Origin of the sequence: Mycobacterium paraffinicum (genome assembly GCF_025822865.1) — a bacterium.
GTDB classification, from domain to species: domain Bacteria; phylum Actinomycetota; class Actinomycetes; order Mycobacteriales; family Mycobacteriaceae; genus Mycobacterium; species Mycobacterium paraffinicum.
Map to the genome: position 1 here is coordinate 113,513 of NZ_JACKUR010000014.1, position 17,198 is coordinate 130,710.

19 protein-coding genes are annotated in these 17,198 nt (G+C 68.5%); 14 read left to right on the top strand and 5 right to left on the bottom strand.

Translation table 11 applies throughout. The features are described 5' to 3' along the window. The first annotated feature begins 50 nt into the window (after positions 1 to 50). Positions 51 to 557 carry an MTB12 family secreted protein gene (locus tag H7J89_RS04100; protein ID WP_276041715.1) on the top strand — a complete coding sequence of 169 codons (507 nt, stop codon included), beginning with the start codon at positions 51 to 53 and terminating at the stop codon, positions 555 to 557. 175 nt (positions 558 to 732) lie between these two features. Then, positions 733 to 1,236: an MTB12 family secreted protein gene (locus H7J89_RS04105; RefSeq protein WP_264036726.1), complete on the top strand. Its 504-nt coding sequence runs from the start codon at positions 733 to 735 to the stop codon at positions 1,234 to 1,236. On the opposite strand, the gene H7J89_RS04110 is transcribed toward H7J89_RS04105, so the two are convergent. The 3 genes from H7J89_RS04110 to H7J89_RS04120 all read right to left on the bottom strand — a co-directional run bounded on the left by H7J89_RS04110 (position 1,230) and on the right by H7J89_RS04120 (position 3,084). Further along, positions 1,230 to 2,105: a sigma-70 family RNA polymerase sigma factor gene (locus tag H7J89_RS04110; RefSeq protein WP_264036727.1), complete on the bottom strand. Its 876-nt coding sequence runs from the start codon at positions 2,103 to 2,105 to the stop codon at positions 1,230 to 1,232. The two genes, H7J89_RS04105 and H7J89_RS04110, sit on opposite strands and share 7 nt — an antisense overlap. Further along, positions 2,102 to 2,695, bottom strand: coding sequence for a carboxymuconolactone decarboxylase family protein (locus H7J89_RS04115; protein WP_264036728.1), 594 nt, complete (start codon positions 2,693 to 2,695; stop codon positions 2,102 to 2,104). Before H7J89_RS04115 ends, H7J89_RS04110 begins: the two co-directional genes overlap by 4 nt. Positions 2,696 to 2,769: 74 nt before the next feature. Beyond that, on the bottom strand, positions 2,770 to 3,084 hold the full coding sequence (locus H7J89_RS04120) for a type II toxin-antitoxin system VapB family antitoxin (RefSeq protein ID WP_264036729.1): 315 nt from the start codon (positions 3,082 to 3,084) through the stop codon (positions 2,770 to 2,772). Positions 3,085 to 3,298: 214 nt separating this feature from the next. Here H7J89_RS04120 and hrcA point away from each other — a divergent pair, with 214 nt between their 5' ends. The 9 genes from hrcA to H7J89_RS04165 all read left to right on the top strand — a co-directional run bounded on the left by hrcA (position 3,299) and on the right by H7J89_RS04165 (position 11,848). After that, positions 3,299 to 4,330: a heat-inducible transcriptional repressor HrcA gene (hrcA, locus tag H7J89_RS04125; protein ID WP_067203209.1), complete on the top strand. Its 1,032-nt coding sequence runs from the start codon at positions 3,299 to 3,301 to the stop codon at positions 4,328 to 4,330. A 58-nt stretch (positions 4,331 to 4,388) separates the two neighbouring features. Next, entirely contained in the window at positions 4,389 to 5,537 is a 1,149-nt protein-coding gene (gene dnaJ / locus H7J89_RS04130) for a molecular chaperone DnaJ (RefSeq protein WP_264036730.1), read from the top strand. Between the two features lie 19 nt (positions 5,538 to 5,556). Next, on the top strand, positions 5,557 to 6,318 hold the full coding sequence (locus H7J89_RS04135) for a 16S rRNA (uracil(1498)-N(3))-methyltransferase (protein WP_264036732.1): 762 nt from the start codon (positions 5,557 to 5,559) through the stop codon (positions 6,316 to 6,318). Between the two features lie 185 nt (positions 6,319 to 6,503). Continuing rightward, a complete protein-coding gene (locus tag H7J89_RS04140; protein WP_264036733.1) occupies positions 6,504 to 7,562 on the top strand; it encodes a PhoH family protein in 1,059 nt (352 codons plus the stop codon). Positions 7,563 to 7,592: 30 nt separating this feature from the next. Further along, positions 7,593 to 8,126, top strand: coding sequence for an rRNA maturation RNase YbeY (gene ybeY, locus H7J89_RS04145; protein ID WP_067203198.1), 534 nt, complete (start codon positions 7,593 to 7,595; stop codon positions 8,124 to 8,126). After that, entirely contained in the window at positions 8,123 to 9,418 is a 1,296-nt protein-coding gene (locus H7J89_RS04150) for a hypothetical protein (RefSeq protein WP_264036734.1), read from the top strand. The genes ybeY and H7J89_RS04150 overlap by 4 nt, the downstream gene beginning before the upstream one ends. Then, positions 9,415 to 10,710, top strand: a complete 1,296-nt coding sequence (locus H7J89_RS04155) for a hemolysin family protein (protein WP_264036736.1) — start codon at positions 9,415 to 9,417, stop codon at positions 10,708 to 10,710. The genes H7J89_RS04150 and H7J89_RS04155 overlap by 4 nt, the downstream gene beginning before the upstream one ends. A 37-nt stretch (positions 10,711 to 10,747) precedes the next feature. Next, positions 10,748 to 11,647, top strand: coding sequence for a GTPase Era (era, locus tag H7J89_RS04160; protein WP_264036738.1), 900 nt, complete (start codon positions 10,748 to 10,750; stop codon positions 11,645 to 11,647). A gap of 18 nt (positions 11,648 to 11,665) precedes the next feature. Continuing rightward, on the top strand, positions 11,666 to 11,848 hold the full coding sequence (locus H7J89_RS04165; protein WP_264036740.1) for a hypothetical protein: 183 nt from the start codon (positions 11,666 to 11,668) through the stop codon (positions 11,846 to 11,848). On the opposite strand, the gene H7J89_RS04170 is transcribed toward H7J89_RS04165, so the two are convergent. Further along, the gene (locus tag H7J89_RS04170) at positions 11,845 to 13,302 is read right to left on the bottom strand and encodes an aminotransferase class I/II-fold pyridoxal phosphate-dependent enzyme (RefSeq protein ID WP_264036742.1); all 1,458 of its coding nucleotides are present in this window, start codon (positions 13,300 to 13,302) and stop codon (positions 11,845 to 11,847) included. The two genes, H7J89_RS04165 and H7J89_RS04170, sit on opposite strands and share 4 nt — an antisense overlap. 230 nt (positions 13,303 to 13,532) lie before the next feature. Then, the gene (locus H7J89_RS04175; protein WP_264036744.1) at positions 13,533 to 15,029 is read right to left on the bottom strand and encodes an amidase; all 1,497 of its coding nucleotides are present in this window, start codon (positions 15,027 to 15,029) and stop codon (positions 13,533 to 13,535) included. A 62-nt stretch (positions 15,030 to 15,091) separates the two neighbouring features. Between H7J89_RS04175 and recO the strand changes: the two genes are divergently transcribed. From recO to H7J89_RS04190, 3 genes are read left to right on the top strand one after another with little or no spacing between them, the layout of a single operon-like run. Further along, positions 15,092 to 15,886: a DNA repair protein RecO gene (gene recO, locus H7J89_RS04180; RefSeq protein WP_264036746.1), complete on the top strand. Its 795-nt coding sequence runs from the start codon at positions 15,092 to 15,094 to the stop codon at positions 15,884 to 15,886. Continuing rightward, positions 15,879 to 16,769, top strand: coding sequence for a decaprenyl diphosphate synthase (locus H7J89_RS04185; RefSeq protein ID WP_264036748.1), 891 nt, complete (start codon positions 15,879 to 15,881; stop codon positions 16,767 to 16,769). The genes recO and H7J89_RS04185 overlap by 8 nt, the downstream gene beginning before the upstream one ends. Continuing rightward, positions 16,769 to 17,197 (top strand): hypothetical protein, encoded by a 429-nt coding sequence (locus tag H7J89_RS04190; protein ID WP_067212549.1) that lies wholly within the window; start codon positions 16,769 to 16,771, stop codon positions 17,195 to 17,197. The genes H7J89_RS04185 and H7J89_RS04190 overlap by 1 nt, the downstream gene beginning before the upstream one ends. Position 17,198: the final 1 nt, after the last annotated feature.

Here is a 17,198-nt window from a genome sequence, read left to right on the forward strand (position 1 = left end):
CGCGACGGTTCGCGCGTATCGAAGGGGGAACCGTGAAGACCGTGAAAACCATGACAACTCTTGCCACCGGCGTGGCGGCGTTCGCCGTCGTAGGGGGAGCCGCCGGTGGCGCTTTCGTCGCAGCACCGATGGATCAGGTGCAGCTGGCCGCGGTCGGCGCGCCGCTTCCGCAGGATCCGCCCCCGCCGCCGCCGGCGCCGGGAGCCCTGCCGACCGCCGAGCAGTTGTCGAACCTGTGCAACCAGGCGACCGACCCGGGCGTTTCGTACACGACCAAGAACAACCTGGTCGAAAACGGCATCGCCCCCGACGAGGGCCACGTCGCCGATCACGATCTGCGCAAGGCCTACCGCAACGGGAACTTCCCGGAGACGTTCGCCGTGACCAACATTGCGCCGGCCGGCCCGAACATGGCCCAGGCCGACGTGGCCATCTCGGGTCCGAAGTTCGCCGGGCCGGTGCAAAAGCACCTGGTTTTCGTCAATCAGGGTGGGAACTGGGTCCTGCAACACGACGCCGCCATCGCGCTGATCCAGGCGGCGACGGCGACGAACTAGGCGGCTAGAATTCTGGGCGGCCACACAGCCTGCGCACAGGTTGTGCATGTTGTCTTCATATGGCCTGGTCGTAACGTAGCCGTGCCGAGTCGCGAAACAACAGGAGTAGCAGGCGCGCCGACACCACGCCAGATGTGTGGATCCGTCGAAATTCGTGCCCGTCGAAGGGGGAACCATGAAAACCGTTAAGTTGCTCGCCACCAGCGTGGCAGCCTTCGCCGCGATCGGGGGTGCGGCCGCCGGGGTGGCCTCCGTCGCGGCGCCAGTGGATCAGGTGCGGCTGGCCGCGGTGGGCGCGCCTCTACCGCAGGATCCGGCTCCGGCTGCGGCCGCCGACGTCCCGACCGCCGACCAGTTGACCGGTGTGCTGAACAGCCTGGCGGACCCGAGCGTCTCCTTCTCCAGCAAGAGCAACCTGGTGCAAGGCGGCATCAGCGGAATCGAGGCACACGTAGCCGACAAGAAGCTGCAGAAGGCGGCCAAGAACGGCGACCTGCCCCTGTCGTTCGACGTCACGAACATCCAGCCGGCCGCGGCCGGTTCGGCCACCGCTGATGTCGCGGTCTCCGGTCCGAAGCTGACTTCGCCGGTCACCCAGAACATCACGTTCATCAACCAGGGTGGCTGGGTGCTGTCGCGGTCGTCGGCGATGGAGTTGCTGCAGGCCGCCGGTCAGTGATCGGCGCCCAGCGCGCGCAGATCTGACTTTGCGAGGCGTGCCGGGTCGGCGAGCACATCGATCGAGGCCACCAGGCCACCGCGCACCACGAATCCCATGATGGCCGTCGCCCGCCCGGCGACGAAGATGACCGCGCCGGCGGCGCCGTTGACGGTCGCCGGGCGCACCTCGCGGTCCGGGCCCGCGTAGCCGCGGGCCAGCCTTGCCACGGCGGCGGCACCCTCGGCGCGGAAACCGGGGGTGCCGTGGCCGAAGTCGCCGCGCAGCACGACATCCGGGTGCAGCACGGCCACCAGCCGGTCGAAATCGCCGCTGCGGCCCGCCGCGAAGAACGCATCGACCGCCTCCCGCTGGGCGGCCGCATCGCCGTCGGGGGCCGGATCGGCCTCTTCGATGCGGCGGCGCGCCCGGCTGGCCAGCTTGCGGGTGGCCTCCGGCGTCCGGCCGACGATGGGTGCGATCTGGTCGAACGGCACGGCGAAGACGTCGTGCAGCACGAATGCCAGGCGCTGCTCCGGCGGCAGGGTGTCCAGCACCACGAACAACGCCAGCCCGACCGCGTCGGCCAGCATCGCGCGGTGTTCGGGGTCGAATTCGCCTTCGGCTTCCACGATCGGATCCGGCACGGCCACCGTGAGGCCGCGCGTCCGGCGGTCGCGGAGCATGTTCAAACAGATGCGGGCCACCACCGTGGTGAGCCAGGCGTCCAGGTTGGCGATGCCGTCACAGGCGGTGCCGCTCAGCCGAAGCCACGCCTCCTGCACGGCGTCCTGGGCGTCGTCTATCGAGCCCAGCATGCGGTAGGCAACGGCGCCCAGCTGTGGCTTCGCCGCCTCGAAACGCGCCGTCACCGACGCATCCACGGTCACGCACGGACCTCGGGCAGGGCGCAGACCCGGTTGCCGGAGAAGCCGGACGAGCCGATCCCGAGTGCCAGGTTGAAGCGGGCGCGCAGGTTGCCCAGCGTGATCACGTGGGTGAGCCCGACGAGTTGGGCGGTGTCGAAATGTCCACGCAGCGCATCGAAAAGCTCATCGCTCACCTCCACGGGCGTACGACTGATCACGGTCGCGTACTCGAGGATCAGCTTGTCGACCCCGGAGAAGCACGAGGCGTTGCGATAGTCCGCCAGGGCGAGCAGTTCCTCGTCGGTGATGCCCCACTGGCGGGCGATCTGTGAACCGAGGTCGATGCAGTACTCGCAGCGCACCGTCGTCGCCGACTTGAGCTCCGCGAGCGCGCGGTGGCGGGGGCTGAGGATGTCCAGCTTCGACTCGGCCTGCTCGAGCTTGCCGTACGCGTTGAGCAACCGGGGGATGTGCGCGTACATCCGCAGCGGTTCCAGCATCCCGGCCGTTTCCAGGCCGGTCATCTGTGCCAGCTTGCGCTTGGTGAAGAAGAAGGCGATCTTGGCGCCCAGGCCGGCATCGCGGTCTGAGACCCCTGGCAACCGGGACATGGCGATCCTCCTAGCGAGTTGTGAACCAACGTCCTCACTAAGTCGACACCCGGCGCGGCGCAAATGTGACTGGCCTAGCCGGGCGGCCCCGGCGCCCGGTCCATGTCGAACACCCGCGCGTGCAACACAGTGCGGTTCCGCAGCGCCGCGCGGACCGCGCGGTGCAGGCCGTCCTCGAGATAGGTGACGCCCTTCCACCGCACCGCGTGCGGGAAGAGGTCGCCGTAGAAGGTGGAGTCCTCCGACAGCAGGCGGTCCAGCGCGAGCACCGTGGTCGTGGTGACCAGTTCGTCGAGGCGGATCTGCTGCGGCGGAATCTCGGCCCAGTCGCGGTAGGACAGCCCGTGCTCGGGATACGGCTTGCCCTCGCGCACGCCCTTGAAGATCATCGCCGGATCTCTCCCGACGCCCTATGCCGCGACCGGTTCATGCTGGACAGGCTAACCGGAAGAGGTGTCGTCAGCCCGGAAGCCACCGCAATTCCGGCGGCCGCCGCGCGAGGCCCGCCGCCAGGGCCTCGGCAACCGGCCGCTGCAACGGTTAGCACGGCTTGCGACCCGTAAAATAGACCCGGGCCAGCGCGGCGCAGGGAGGTGACAACGAGTGGGAAGTGCCGACGATCGTCGCTTCGAGGTGCTGCGTGCCATCGTCGCCGATTTCGTTGCCACCAAGGAGCCCATCGGTTCCAAGAGCCTGGTGGAGCGTCATAACTTGGGCGTCTCGTCCGCGACCGTACGCAACGACATGGCGGTGCTCGAGGCCGAGGGCTACATCACGCAGCCGCACACCAGCTCCGGACGCGTGCCCACGGAGAAGGGCTACCGGGAGTTCGTCGACCGGCTCCACGACGTCAAGCCGCTGTCCTCGGCCGAGCGCAGCGCGATCCTGAGCTTTCTGGAGTCCGGTGTCGACCTCGACGACGTGTTGCGCCGGGCGGTGCGCCTGCTGGCCCAGCTCACCCGCCAGGTGGCCGTGGTCCAGTACCCGACGCTGACGTCGTCCACCGTGCGTCATCTGGAAGTGATCGCCCTGACCCCGGCCCGCCTGCTGATGGTGGTCATCACTGACACCGGTCGCGTGGATCAGCGCATCGTCGAACTCGGCGACGTCATCGACGATCACCAGCTGTCCCAGCTCCGCGAGATGCTCGGCCAGGCGTTGGTGGGCAAGAAGCTCTCGGCGGCCTCGATCGCGGTCGCGGACCTGGCCGGACAGCTCCGCGCCCCGGACGGCCTGGGCGACGCCGTCGGCCGCTCGGCGACGGTGTTGCTGGAGTCCTTGGTGGAACACACCGAAGAACGCTTGCTGATGGGCGGGACCGCCAACCTGACGCGCAACGCCGCCGATTTCGGCGGCTCGCTGCGCTCCATCCTGGAAGCGCTCGAGGAGCAGGTGGTGGTGCTGCGGTTGCTGGCCGCCCAGCAGGAAGCCGGTAAGGTGACGGTGCGCATCGGCCATGAGACGGCCGCCGAGCAAATGGCGGGCACCTCGATGGTGACCACCGCCTACGGCACCTCCGACACCGTCTTCGGCGGAATGGGTGTGCTGGGGCCCACCCGGATGGACTATCCGGGAACTATCGCCAGCGTCGCCGCGGTTGCCCTATATATCGGCGAAGTCCTGGGTGCTCGATGAACGCGCACCCGCGGTATACGCAGGCGCGGGATAAGGACCAGGTTTAGGAGAGTCAGGCGTGGCACGCGACTATTACGGGCTGCTCGGGGTGGGCAGAAACGCCAGCGATGCGGAGATCAAGCGCGCGTACCGCAAGTTGGCCCGCGAGCTGCATCCCGACGTCAACCCGGACGAGGCCGCACAGGCGAAGTTCAAGGAGATCAGCGTCGCCTACGAGGTGCTGAGCGACCCCGAGAAACGCCGCGTCGTCGACCTGGGTGGCGATCCGATGGAAGGCGCGGCCGCGGCGGGTGGCGGTTTCGGCGGCGGTTTCGGCGGCCTCGGCGACGTGTTCGAGGCCTTCTTCGGCGGCGGCTTCAGCGGTGGCGCGACCTCCCGCGGTCCCATCGGCCGGGTGCGGCCGGGCTCGGACTCGCTGCTGCGGATGCGGCTCGACCTCGAAGAGTGCGCGACCGGCGTGACCAAGCAGGTCACCGTCGACACCGCGGTGTTGTGCGACCGCTGCCAGGGTAAGGGCACCAACGGCGACTCGGTGCCCGTCCCGTGTGACACGTGCGGCGGCCGCGGCGAGGTCCAGACGGTGCAGCGGTCGCTGTTGGGCCAGGTGATGACCTCTCGGCCGTGCCCCACCTGCCGCGGCGTCGGCGTCGTCATCCCCGATCCCTGCCACCAGTGCATGGGCGACGGCCGGGTGCGGGCCCGCCGCGAGATCAGCGTCAAGATCCCCGCCGGGGTCGGCGACGGCATGCGGGTGCGGCTGGCCGCTCAGGGCGAGGTCGGGCCCGGGGGAGGCCCGGCCGGCGACCTGTACGTCGAGGTGCACGAGCAGGCCCACGACGTGTTCGTGCGCGAGGGTGACGACCTGCACTGCACGGTGTCGGTGCCCATGGTCGACGCGGCGCTGGGCGCCTCGGTCACCATCGACGCCATTCTGGACGGCATCAGCGAGGTCGCCATTCCGCCTGGTACGCAACCGAATTCGGTCATCACACTGCGTGGCCACGGGATGCCTCACCTCCGATCGGGCACCCGGGGCGATCTGCACGTCCACGTCGAGGTGGTCGTGCCCACCCGGCTGGACCACCACGACACCGAACTGCTGCGCGAGCTGAAGAACCGCCGCAGCCGTGACGTGCCCGAGGTCCGCTCCACGCACGCCGGCGGCGGCCTGTTCAGCCGGCTGCGCGAAACCTTCACCGGGCGCTAGCGCTTCGTCAGGCGCGCACATGGTCGCGACCCTGTTCTACGTCGACGCGCTTCCCGATGTCGGCTCGTTGGCGGTCCTCGAGGGTGACGAGGGGTTCCACGCCGCCACCGTGCGCCGGATCCGGCCCGGCGAGCAACTGGCCCTCGGCGACGGCGCCGGCGGCCTGGCGCACTGCGAGGTCGAGCACGCCGGCCGCGACGGGTTGCGCGCCCGGGTACTGAGGCGCTGGAGCGTCGCGGCCGCGCAGCCGCCGGTCACGGTGGTGCAGGCGCTGCCGAAGTCGGACCGTTCGGAGTTGGCCATCGAATTGGCCACCGAAGCCGGTGCTGACGCTTTCCTGGCCTGGCAGGCGGCCCGGTGTGTGGCCAGTTGGCAGGGTGCCCGCGTGGACAAGGGCCTGCGCCGGTGGCGCGCCGTCGTCCGTTCGGCGGCCCGGCAATCCCGACGGGCGTACATCCCGCCCGTGGGGGGCGTGTTGTCCACCGCGGGACTGGTCCAGCGGATCCGCGACGACGTGGCCGCCGGAGCCGTGGCGCTGGCGTTGCACGAGTCGGCCACCGACGCGCTGACCGAACTCGATATCGCCCGCGCGACTGCGTTGCTGCTCGTGGTGGGGCCCGAAGGCGGCATCGCGCCCGACGAGATCGCGGCGTTGACCGAGGCGGGGGCGGTGCCGGTGCGGCTGGGACCCCAGGTGCTGCGCACGTCGACCGCCGCGGCGGTGGCGCTGGGGGCGCTCGGCGTGCTCACCCCGCGGTGGGACCACGCATCCACCCTGTAGGGCGCCGGCGACCGCGCCGCGTCGTCGCTGGTCGCGGGCGGCCCGAGGCAGATCGGCAGCTCGCGCGGCAACCACCCGACCCCCGCCAATACGCGGCTGAAGGCTGACCAATCTGGGGCCCCGGCGTAGACTTAGGCAGCCGAGCAAACCACCGACAAGCCGAGAAAGCAGGCATCGAGAGCCACGTGACGCCCCGCGAGACCAGCGCTGTTGACGCAGCCGGAGGCCTCCAGGCCAACGCCCAAGTACGCAGCAGCATCGATGTTCCGCCCGATGTCGTCGTCGGCTTGTTGGGCTCGGCGGACGAAAACCTTCGCGCGCTGGAGCGCACCCTGAACGCCGACCTGCACGTGCGTGGCAATGCCGTGACCGTCTCGGGCGAGCCGGCCGACGTCGCGCTGGCCGAGCGTGCGATTTCCGAACTGGTCGCGATCGTCGCCAACGGTCAACCGTTGACGCCGGAGGTGGTCCGCCACAGCGTCGCCATGCTGGCCGGCACCGACAACGAGTCGCCGGCCGAAGTGCTCACCCTCGACATCCTGTCGCGGCGCGGCAAAACGATCCGGCCCAAGACGCTTAACCAGAAGCGCTACGTCGACGCGATCGACGCCAACACCATCGTCTTCGGGGTCGGCCCGGCCGGCACCGGCAAGACGTACCTGGCGATGGCCAAGGCGGTCAGCGCGTTGCAGACCAAACAGGTGAACCGCATCATCCTGACCCGGCCGGCGGTGGAAGCCGGTGAGCGCCTTGGCTTTTTGCCTGGCACACTGAGCGAGAAGATCGACCCGTATCTGCGGCCGCTGTATGACGCCCTGTACGACATGATGGATCCCGAGCTGATCCCGAAGCTGATGTCCGCCGGGGTCATCGAGGTCGCGCCACTGGCGTATATGCGTGGCCGCACACTGAATTCGGCCTTCATCGTCCTCGACGAGGCGCAGAACACCACCGCCGAGCAGATGAAGATGTTCCTCACCCGGCTCGGCTTCGGATCGAAGATGGTCGTAACCGGCGACATCACTCAGGTGGATCTTCCCGGTGGCGCCAGGTCGGGCCTGCGGTCGGCGATCGAGATCCTGGACAGCGTCGAGGACATCCACATCGCGGAGCTGACCAGTGTGGACGTGGTGCGTCACCGGCTGGTCTCCGAAATCGTCGACGCCTACGCCAAGTTCGAAGAGCCGGGCTTGGGGATGAACCGCGCGGCTCGGCGCGCGTCAGTCTCCCGCGGGCGCCGGTGATGAGGGCTGTGATTGTTTGATGGGCGTCTCATGAGCATTGAAGTGTCCAACGAGTCGGGCATTGACGTCTCCGAAACCGAGTTGATCAGCGTCGCACGGTTTGTCATCGCCAAGATGGACGTCAACCCGGCGGCGGAGCTGTCGATGGTGCTGTTGGACACCGCGGCCATGGCCGACCTCCACATGCGGTGGATGGACCTGCCCGGGCCGACGGACGTCATGAGTTTCCCGATGGACGAGCTCGAGCCGGGTGGCCGGCCCGACGCCCCGGAGCCGGGGCCGTCGATGCTGGGTGACATCGTGCTGTGCCCGGAATTCGCGGCCGGGCAGGCCGACGCGGCGGGGCACAGCCTCGGCCACGAGTTGGCGCTGTTGACCATCCACGGCGTGCTTCATCTGCTGGGCTACGACCACGGCGAGCCGGACGAGGAAAAAGAGATGTTCACCCTTCAGGACCGGTTGCTCGAAGAGTGGGTCGCCGAGCAGGTTGAGGCCTACCGCCAGGACCGCCAGCAGGAGCGGGACCGTCAATTGCTGGACAAGTCAAGGTATTTCGAGAATTGAGCCCACGCAAAGCACTCGGGATCGCGGCCGCGACCGCCATCGCCTTCGCGCCGATCTCGTTGGTGGCCACCACGATCGGTGTGGCAGAGGCTGCTCCGTGCGCCGGCGGCGGGTCGAACCCGACCAGCTGCCAGTGGTGTCAGTATCTGGTGGCGCGGTATCACACCTCCGACGTGTGCTCCCAGGACGCACCGCCCCGGCGGGCTCAGCCGTCGCCGACCCCGGTGCAGATTCCGGAGATTCCCCCGTACGTCCCGCCCGCCCCGGTGCCGGTGCAGGCCACACCGCTCACTCCGCCGAACCTGCCGCCCGCGAACACGGCCCCGACGATCAACGCGGCGGGCCCCGATGCGCCGAGAAACGTTCCGGTGGTGGCACCGCCGAGGGGGCTGGACGTTCCGCCGCAAGCGGTCGCGGCGGCCAAGGCCGCACCGGTGACGCGGGTCAACCCCGCCGACCCGCCGAAGCCGCCCACGCAGCTCGACTTCAACCAACGGGTGCAGAACGTCGTCAGCACGCACCGGGAAAACGTTGACGTCCTCAAGATCGACAATCAGCGGCTGGTGCGCCCCCGGCACTGGGACTACGTCGACTACGACGACGCCTATCGCCGCCCGGCCCTGTTCAACCCGCTCAATCAGGCGATGACGTTCCGCTACTTCTACAGCGGCGCTTATCGGGAGGCGTACGTGCCGGCCGGCGCCCGAATCGTGCTCGACGCGGCGACCGTCGGCGTGTACCCGTTCGCCGCGGTCGGCGACGGCTGGGTCGTTTCGGGCAGCTTCTATGGCGGGGGCTCGGTACCGCCGGACGGCTTCAACGGCCCGCCGCCGCCGGACTACAAGCCGCCGGAGCCCGCGAAGGTGTACAAGAACGTCTTGGTCAACGTCCCCGCCGCCAGCCAGACCGTGGAGGTCGCCCAGGTGGCGGTGGTGGGCCTCGACGACAGCCAACCGGCGGGCAGCCGCGACACCATCTTCCTGCTCGACGACTCCACCCTGGGCTGGGGTCAGGTCAACGACTCCAGCAGCGCGAGCGCCCAGATCAGGGTGACCAAGACTCAGTCGCTGCCGGGCGCGGGGCCGACCGACGACGGCAACTTCCTGGTGGTGCTTTCGGTTCGCCCGCACGAGGAGCCGGCCCAGCCCGCCCAGCCCTGGTGGCCTTCGGCGCTTGGCTACGGGGTGTTGGGCATTGTGGTGTGCCTTACCGCCTGGGCCCTCAGCCGGAAGCGGAACGACGACGACGACGTAGGGGAGCCTGTCAGCACGTCGAGGTCTTCCGGCAATTGACCGGTCTTTCTTGGCTGCTCGGCGCGATGGCGCTCATCGCTATCGGCGGGCTTTTCGCGGCGATCGACGCCGCCATCAGCACCGTGTCGCTGGCCCGGGTCCAGGAGCTGGTGCGCGAGGAGCGGCCCGGCGCGGTGTCGCTGGCCGAGGTGATGACCGAGCGCCCGCGCTACATCAACCTGGTTGTGCTGCTGCGCATCACGTGCGAAATCACGGCGACCGTGCTGTTGGTGCTTTTCCTGTACGACAACTTCGGCCTGAACTGGGCGTTGTTCGGGGCCGCCGCCACCATGGTGGTCATGAGTTTCGTCGTCATCGGGGTCGGCCCGCGCACCCTCGGTCGCCAGCATGCGTATTCCATCTCGTTGACGACGGCCGTTCCGCTGCGGCTCATCTCATGGTTGTTGATGCCGCTCAGCCGGTTGCTGGTGGTCCTGGGTAATGCGCTGACCCCCGGCCGCGGCCTGCGCAACGGGCCGTTCGCATCCGAGATCGAGCTTCGCGAAGTCGTGGACCTGGCCCAGCAGCGCGGCGTGGTCGCCGCCGACGAACGCCGGATGATCGAGTCGGTCTTCGAGCTCGGTGACACCCCGGCCCGCGAGGTGATGGTGCCGCGCACGGAGATGATCTGGATCGAAAGCGACAAGCTTGCCAGTCAAGCGTTGAACCTCGCGGTGCGCAGTGGGCATTCGCGGATTCCGGTGATCGGCGAGAATGTCGACGACATCGTCGGTGTCGTATACCTCAAAGACCTTGTGCAGCAGAGCTTTCTGTCGGGGGATGGGGGTCGGGGCATTACCGTGGCGCAGGTGATGCGTCCGGCGGTGTTCGTGCCGGACTCCAAGCCGCTGGATACCCTGCTGCGTGAAATGCAGCGCGACCGCAACCACATGGCCCTTCTCGTCGACGAGTACGGCGCCATAGCCGGCCTGGTGAGCATCGAAGACGTGCTGGAGGAGATCGTGGGCGAGATCGCCGACGAGTACGACCAGGCGGAGACGGCACCGATAGAAGACTTGGGCGACAGACGTTTCCGTGTGTCGGCGCGGTTGCCGATCGAAGACCTGGGCGAGCTCTACGACGTGGATTTCGACGATGACCTCGACGTCGATACCGTCGGCGGCCTGCTCGCCCTGGAACTGGGCCGGGTTCCGCTGCCCGGGGCCGAGGTGGTCTCGCATGGCCTGCGGCTGCAAGCCGAAGGCGGCACCGACCACCGGGGGCGGGTACGGATCGGCACGGTCCTGCTGAGCCCCGAGTCCAACGGTTCCGACGGAGAGCACCCGCAATGACGCCGAATCTGCGCCCACTTCGGAATCTCCCGCCGCGATGACCGAATTCCATTCCGGGTTCGTATGTTTGGTCGGCCGGCCGAACACCGGTAAGTCGACGCTGACCAACGCGCTCGTCGGCACCAAGGTGGCGATCACCTCGACGCGGCCGCAGACCACCCGGCACACCATCCGCGGCATCGTGCACCGGGAGAACTTCCAGATCATCCTGGTCGACACGCCGGGCCTGCATCGGCCGCGCACCCTGCTGGGCAAGCGGCTCAACGACCTGGTGCGCGACACCTACGCCGAGGTCGACGTGATCGGGTTGTGCATCCCGGCCGACGAGGGGATCGGCTCGGGCGACCGCTGGATCGTCGACCAAATCCGTTTGACCGCACCGAAGACGGCGCTGGTGGCCATCGTCACCAAGATCGACAAGGTGCCCAGGGACCGGGTGGCCGCGCAGCTGGTCGCGGTCAGCGAGCTGGTCGGCGACTCGGCGGAGATCGTCCCCGTGTCCGCGACCACCGGGGCACAGGTGGACGTGCTGATCGACGTGCTCGCCGCGGCGCTGCCCCCCGGGCCGGCGTACTACCCCGACGGCGAGCTGACCGACGAACCCGAGGAAGTGCTGATGGCGGAGCTCATCCGCGAGGCCGCCCTGGAGGGCATCCGCGACGAGCTGCCGCATTCGTTGGCCGTGGTCATCGACGAGGTCAACCCCCGGGAGGACCGCGACGACCTCATCGACGTGCACGCGCTGCTCTTCGTCGAGCGCGACAGCCAGAAGGGCATCATCATCGGCAAGGGTGGCGCACGACTGCGACAGGTGGGCACCGCGGCGCGCGGCCAGATCGAGAAGTTGCTCGGCACCAAGGTCTACCTCGACCTACGCGTCAAGGTCGCCAAGAACTGGCAGAGCGACCCCAAACAGCTTGGTCGCCTTGGCTTCTGAGGTTCGGCGGCATCGACGTTGGGCAAGGGCCCCAAGGACGATCCCGCCAAGGTCGCGCGGCAAGGGTTCGAGGCGTCGATGCGCGGTGATCAGCAGGCGGTCGCCGGGTCGGTCCTCGTCAAGGCCATGGGTGCGGTCAACCGCGTGCTGCCCGACAGCGTGAAAGCCGTTGGCAATCGGGTGATGTCGCGCCCGGGCTAGGCAAGCACGCGGATCGTTTGCAGCGACGGATCCGCCGCGTCGGGGACGTTCATCCCCGCGCGTACCCCGGAACACAGGTAGTCCAGCACCGCCTCGTTGAGGCGCTCGCCGGGTACGACGGCGGGAATTCCCGGCGGATACGGCGTGCACTGCTCGGCCGCGACGCGGCCCGCGGCCTGGTCGGTGCGTACCGTTTCGACGCGCCCGAAGAACGCGTCGCGCGGCAGGCAGACGGTTTCCAACTGCAGCTGCTCGGGCGACGGCAGGTCGATGCGTGGTGGCGGGTCGAAGTCGTCGGCGGCTTTGCGCCACGCCCAGAGTGCCTCCGTCAGGCGGCCGGCGGTGTCCTTGTCGTCGGCCATGGACAGGGTCGCCAGGATGCGGCGGTGATCGCTCATTCCCGTGTCGATGTGGGCGTGCTCGCGCAGCCAATCATGGGCCTGATAACCGGAGGTGCCCGTCGCGGACACGTCCATCAGAACTTGCATTCGGTCCAGATCGTGGGAGGCCTGCACGCCGAGCAATTCGTCGTCGAGCACCTCCACATCCGGGATGGCTTCGATGTCCTGGCGCAGCTGGCATGCGAGATCCAATGCGCCACCGAGCAATTCGTGGCCGTGCTGCACCATCTGGCGCCGCCACCCGTCCATGGCGGCATACACCAGGACGTTGGGGCTGGTGGTCATCAGCAGGTCGGCGCAGGCCGACAAGCGGGCCTGATCGATCCGGTCGCCCTGCACGTGGAACACGGAGCCCTGTTCGAAACCGGCGCCCATCTTGTGGACGCTGACCACGCAGACGTCCGCACCGGCATCCATCGCCCAGGTCGGCAAGTTCTCGTGGAACGGCAGGTGCGCCCCCCACGCCTCATCGATGATCAACGGCTTGCCGCGCGCGTGGCAAACCTCGGCGATCCCCGCGATGTCGGCGCACGTGCCGTACGGGCTGGGGCTGACGATGAGCGCACCGGAGGCGTCGGGGTGCTTTTCCCAGGTCTCTTCCACCTGCCGGGGCGACGGGGGGTGCGAGAAGTGATGCTCGGCGTCCCAGCGGGGGGTGATCCACCGAGGCTGCACGCCAGAGAAGATCAGGCCCGCGACGATCGACTTGTGGCTGTCCCGGCCTACCAGCAGGCTGCCGTCGCCGCCGGCAACGGCCATCATCGCCGCCTTCACGGACAGGGAACTGCCGCAAGTGGAGAACCAGGCGATGTCGGCGCCCACGGCTTCGGCCATCAGGTCTTCGGCGTGCTTGAGGTACTGGTGGCTGGTCCTACGGTCATCCAGTCCGCCGCTGGCCAGCACGTCGTCGTGAAACGGCTCGCGGCCCAGAACGGCCAGGACCCGGTCATCGGTGCCGCGGCCCTGCCGGTGGCCCGGCGGCGTGAACCCGTACCGGTTCTTTTCCCGGTAATCGACCAGCGCATCTAACAGTGGGGCATCAGATTGGTCCATTGTTCCGGTGTACCCGCGTTGCTGCCGGCTATGCGACGGCCTCCGTGACCTCGAGTAACCCGTGTGCGTGCACCGCAGTCATTGTCCGGTAGCCGAATTCGCCGAAGAGGACCGTGATTCGCTCGCGGTCGCCACCGATCACCGTGCCGGGACCCCATTCCCGGTGTGGGCATCGACAAACCCGAAGCCGCTCAAGCGAAGTCAACTTCGCTGCTACGCCGCTCGGGGTTTCACTTCCGCGGCGTGGCGCCGGACACCGGCGGCGTGCCCGTTTCGGCGTTCCACCACATCGTCGGTTGCTTGGTCGACCACCCGCACACGGCCTCCAGTTCGGCGGCCAGCGAGATCAGCATGCCCTCGCTGTTGGGCGGCCCCATCAACTGCACTCCGATCGGCAGCCCCTCGGAGGTGAATCCGGCCGGCACGTTGATCGACGGCCAGCCCAGCACATTCCAGGGGAAGGTCAGTGGGCAGGCGGCGATCATCGCTCGATCGGTGCCGAAGCCGCTCAACCGGTCGAAGGCGCGCGCCGGCGGCGGCGGCTGGGCGGTGGTCGGAGCCACGACGACATCGACGATGTCGAAGATCGAACCCACCCGCCGCTGGGCCTCGGTTTCGTGCCGGCGCGCGGTGCGCAGGATCGCCTGACCCAGCACGTGGCCCACCCGCAAGTTGGACACCGTGCGGGGGTCGAGGATCACCCCGTCGCCCAGCCGCTCTTCCCAGTCCCGCAGGCCGGCGGTGGACCGGGCGAGGAAATCCCACGACAACCGCAGCCCGTAGTCGGGGTTGCCCGGCACCACGGTGTGGCCGAGCAGCTCGAGCTGCCTGGCCACGGCTCGCGTCGCCGAAAGGATCTCGGGATGCAACTTGGGCCGAAAACCGGTGTACGGGAACCGGGTTGACAGTGCGATGTTCAGCGGGCCGGGCGCGATACCGACATAGTCGGAGGCGGTGATCGGGGGCGGCTTGTGCCGGTCGCCCTCGACGTTGCCCGACGCCGCGTCGAGCACCAGCGCCGCATCGGCCACCGTGCGGGCCAGCACACCGTTGACCGTGATGCCATTGAACGCCTCGGGCAGTGGCCAGGTGGAGATGCGGCCGCGCTGCGGCTTGATGCCCACCAGGTGCGTCCACGCGGCGGGGATGCGGACGCTGCCGGCCCCGTCGGAGCCGATCGCCGCGGTGACGAGTCCCGCGGCCACCGCGGCCGCGCTGCCCCCCGAGGAGCCGCCCGGGGTGTGCCGGCGCGACCACGGGTTGCGGGTATGCCCGAACCCGGGTCCGCTGGTGAACGGCCACTGGCCCAGCTCGCAGGTGTTGGTCTTTCCGACGATCACCGCGCCCGCGGCCTTCAGGCGGCGAACCACCTCGGCGTCGTGGGTGGCGGGTGGTACATATCCCTCGGTGCCGAAGGCGGTCGGCACTCCAGCAACGTCGACGTCGTCCTTGACCGCGATCGGGATGCCCAGCAACGGCGCCGTGTCTCCGGCCGCCCGCCGCCGGTCGGCCGCCGCCGCGTCGGCGAGGGCCGACTCGGTGAGCACCACGCGGAAGGCGTTCAGGGTGGGCTGGCTGGCGTGGATGGCGTGCAGGGACCGGCGCACCAATGTGACCGAAGTCACGGACCGGCTGGCAAGCTGATAGAGCAGGTCAGTCAGTGTGGGCAGGCGCTGGCCACCGGATCCGAAAATGGATCCAGGACCTGACTCGGAAGCGCCAATCACGGGGTACGAGACTAACCGGCGCGGATACCAGCATTGTCGCGGCGGGGTGCAAAACTATTGTGATGCGGCTGTATCGAGACCGGGCGGTGGTGTTGCGCCAACACAAGCTCGGCGAAGCCGACCGGATCGTCACGCTGCTCACTCGCGACCACGGATTGGTTCGGGCGGTGGCAAAGGGCGTTCGTCGTACCCGCAGCAAATTCGGCGCGCGGCTGGAGCCGTTCGCGCACATCGACGCGCAACTGCATCCCGGCCGCAACCTCGACATCGTCACCCAGGTCGTCTCGATCGACGCGTTCGCCACCGACATCGTCAGCGATTACGGCCGCTACACCTGCGGGTGCGCGATGCTGGAAACCGCCGAACGCCTCGCCGGGGAGGAGCGGGCCCCCGCCCCGGCCCTGCACCGGCTCACGGTCAGCGCCTTGCGGGCGGTGGCCGACGGCCGCCGCTCCCGGGACCTGCTGCTGGACGCCTACCTGCTGCGTGCCATGGGCATCGCCGGATGGGCGCCGGCGCTGACCGAGTGCGCCCGGTGCGCCACACCAGGGCCGCACCGCGCGTTCCATGTCGGCGCCGGAGGCAGCGTCTGCACGCACTGCCGTCCGGCCGGTTCGACGACACCGCCGCCGGGCGTGCTGGATCTGATGTCCGCGCTGCACGACGGCGATTGGGAGTTCGCCGAAGAGGCCCCGCAATCGCACCGCAGCTACGTCAGCGGCCTGGTGGCCGCGCACCTGCAATGGCATCTGGAACGCCAGCTCAAGACGTTGCCACTGGTGGAACGGCCGTATCACGTCGACCGCAGCATCGCCGAACGGCGCGCAGCGCTGATGGAGCAGTTGGACTGTGGCTAAAGCTGAGCGCAAGCTCAAGTCGACCGGCTTCCCGCAGCTGCCCCCGGCGCCCGACGATTACCCGGTTTTCCCCGACAAGTCGACATGGCCGGTGGTCTTCCCCGAGCTGCCGCCGTCTCGTGACGGTGGCCCGAGCCGGCCGCCGCAGCACACCTCGAAAGCGACCCCGCCGCGCATCCCGGCGGACCGATTGCCCAATCACGTGGCCATCGTCATGGACGGCAACGGCCGCTGGGCCACCGAACAGGGACTGACCCGCACCGATGGCCACCGGGCGGGCGAGGCGGTAGTCATTGACGTCGTCTGTGGCGCAATCGAAATCGGCATCAAGTGGCTGAGCCTTTACGCGTTCTCCACCGAGAACTGGAAGCGGTCCCCCGAGGAGGTCCGCTTCCTGATGGGCTTCAACCGGGACGTGGTCCGCATGCGCCGGGTGAACCTGAAGACCATCGGGGTCAAAATCCGGTGGGTGGGTTCGCGGCCACGGCTGTGGCGCAGCGTGATCAATGAGTTGGCGATCGCGGAGGACATGACGAGGGACAACGACGTCATCACGGTCAACTACTGCGTCAACTACGGAGGTCGTGCCGAAATTGCCGACGCCGCAAAGGAAATCGCGCGTTTAGCCGCCGCCGGCAGGCTGAACCCGGAACGCGTCACGGAGTCGACGGTGGCGCATCACCTGCAACGGCCCGACATCCCCGACGTGGACCTCTTCCTGAGGACCTCGGGGGAGCAGCGGTCCAGCAACTTCATGCTGTGGCAGGCCGCGTACGCCGAGTACATCTTCCAGGACAAGCTGTGGCCCGATTACGACCGCCGCGACCTGTGGGCGGCGTGCGAGGAATACGCTTCGCGCAATAGAAGATTCGGGAGTGCTTAATGCCATCACTGCAGGAACGTCTGGCGTCGGCACTCGGCGTGGTCCTTGCGGTCGAGGAGGAGTCCGACGGGGCGCTGACGGTGCGCCATGCCGGGACCATTGCGTCGTTGCGGGTGGTGAACATCGCCGACGACCTCGACCTGGTGTCGCTCACCCAAGTCTTGGCGTGGGACCTGCCGCTGACCAAGAAGATCAGCGATCAGGTCGCCAAGCAGGCCCGTACCAGCAACTTCGGCAGCGTCACGATGGTCGAGAAGGTCAACGAAAAGGCCGTGCAACGCAACTCGGGCAAGGGCGCGGCCAAGACCGCCGACGTGATGCTGCGCTACAACTTTCCCGGCGGCGGCCTGACCGACGACGCGCTGCGCACCCTGGTTCTGTTGGTGCTGGATAGCGGCATCGAGATACGTCGCACATTGACGGGTTAGG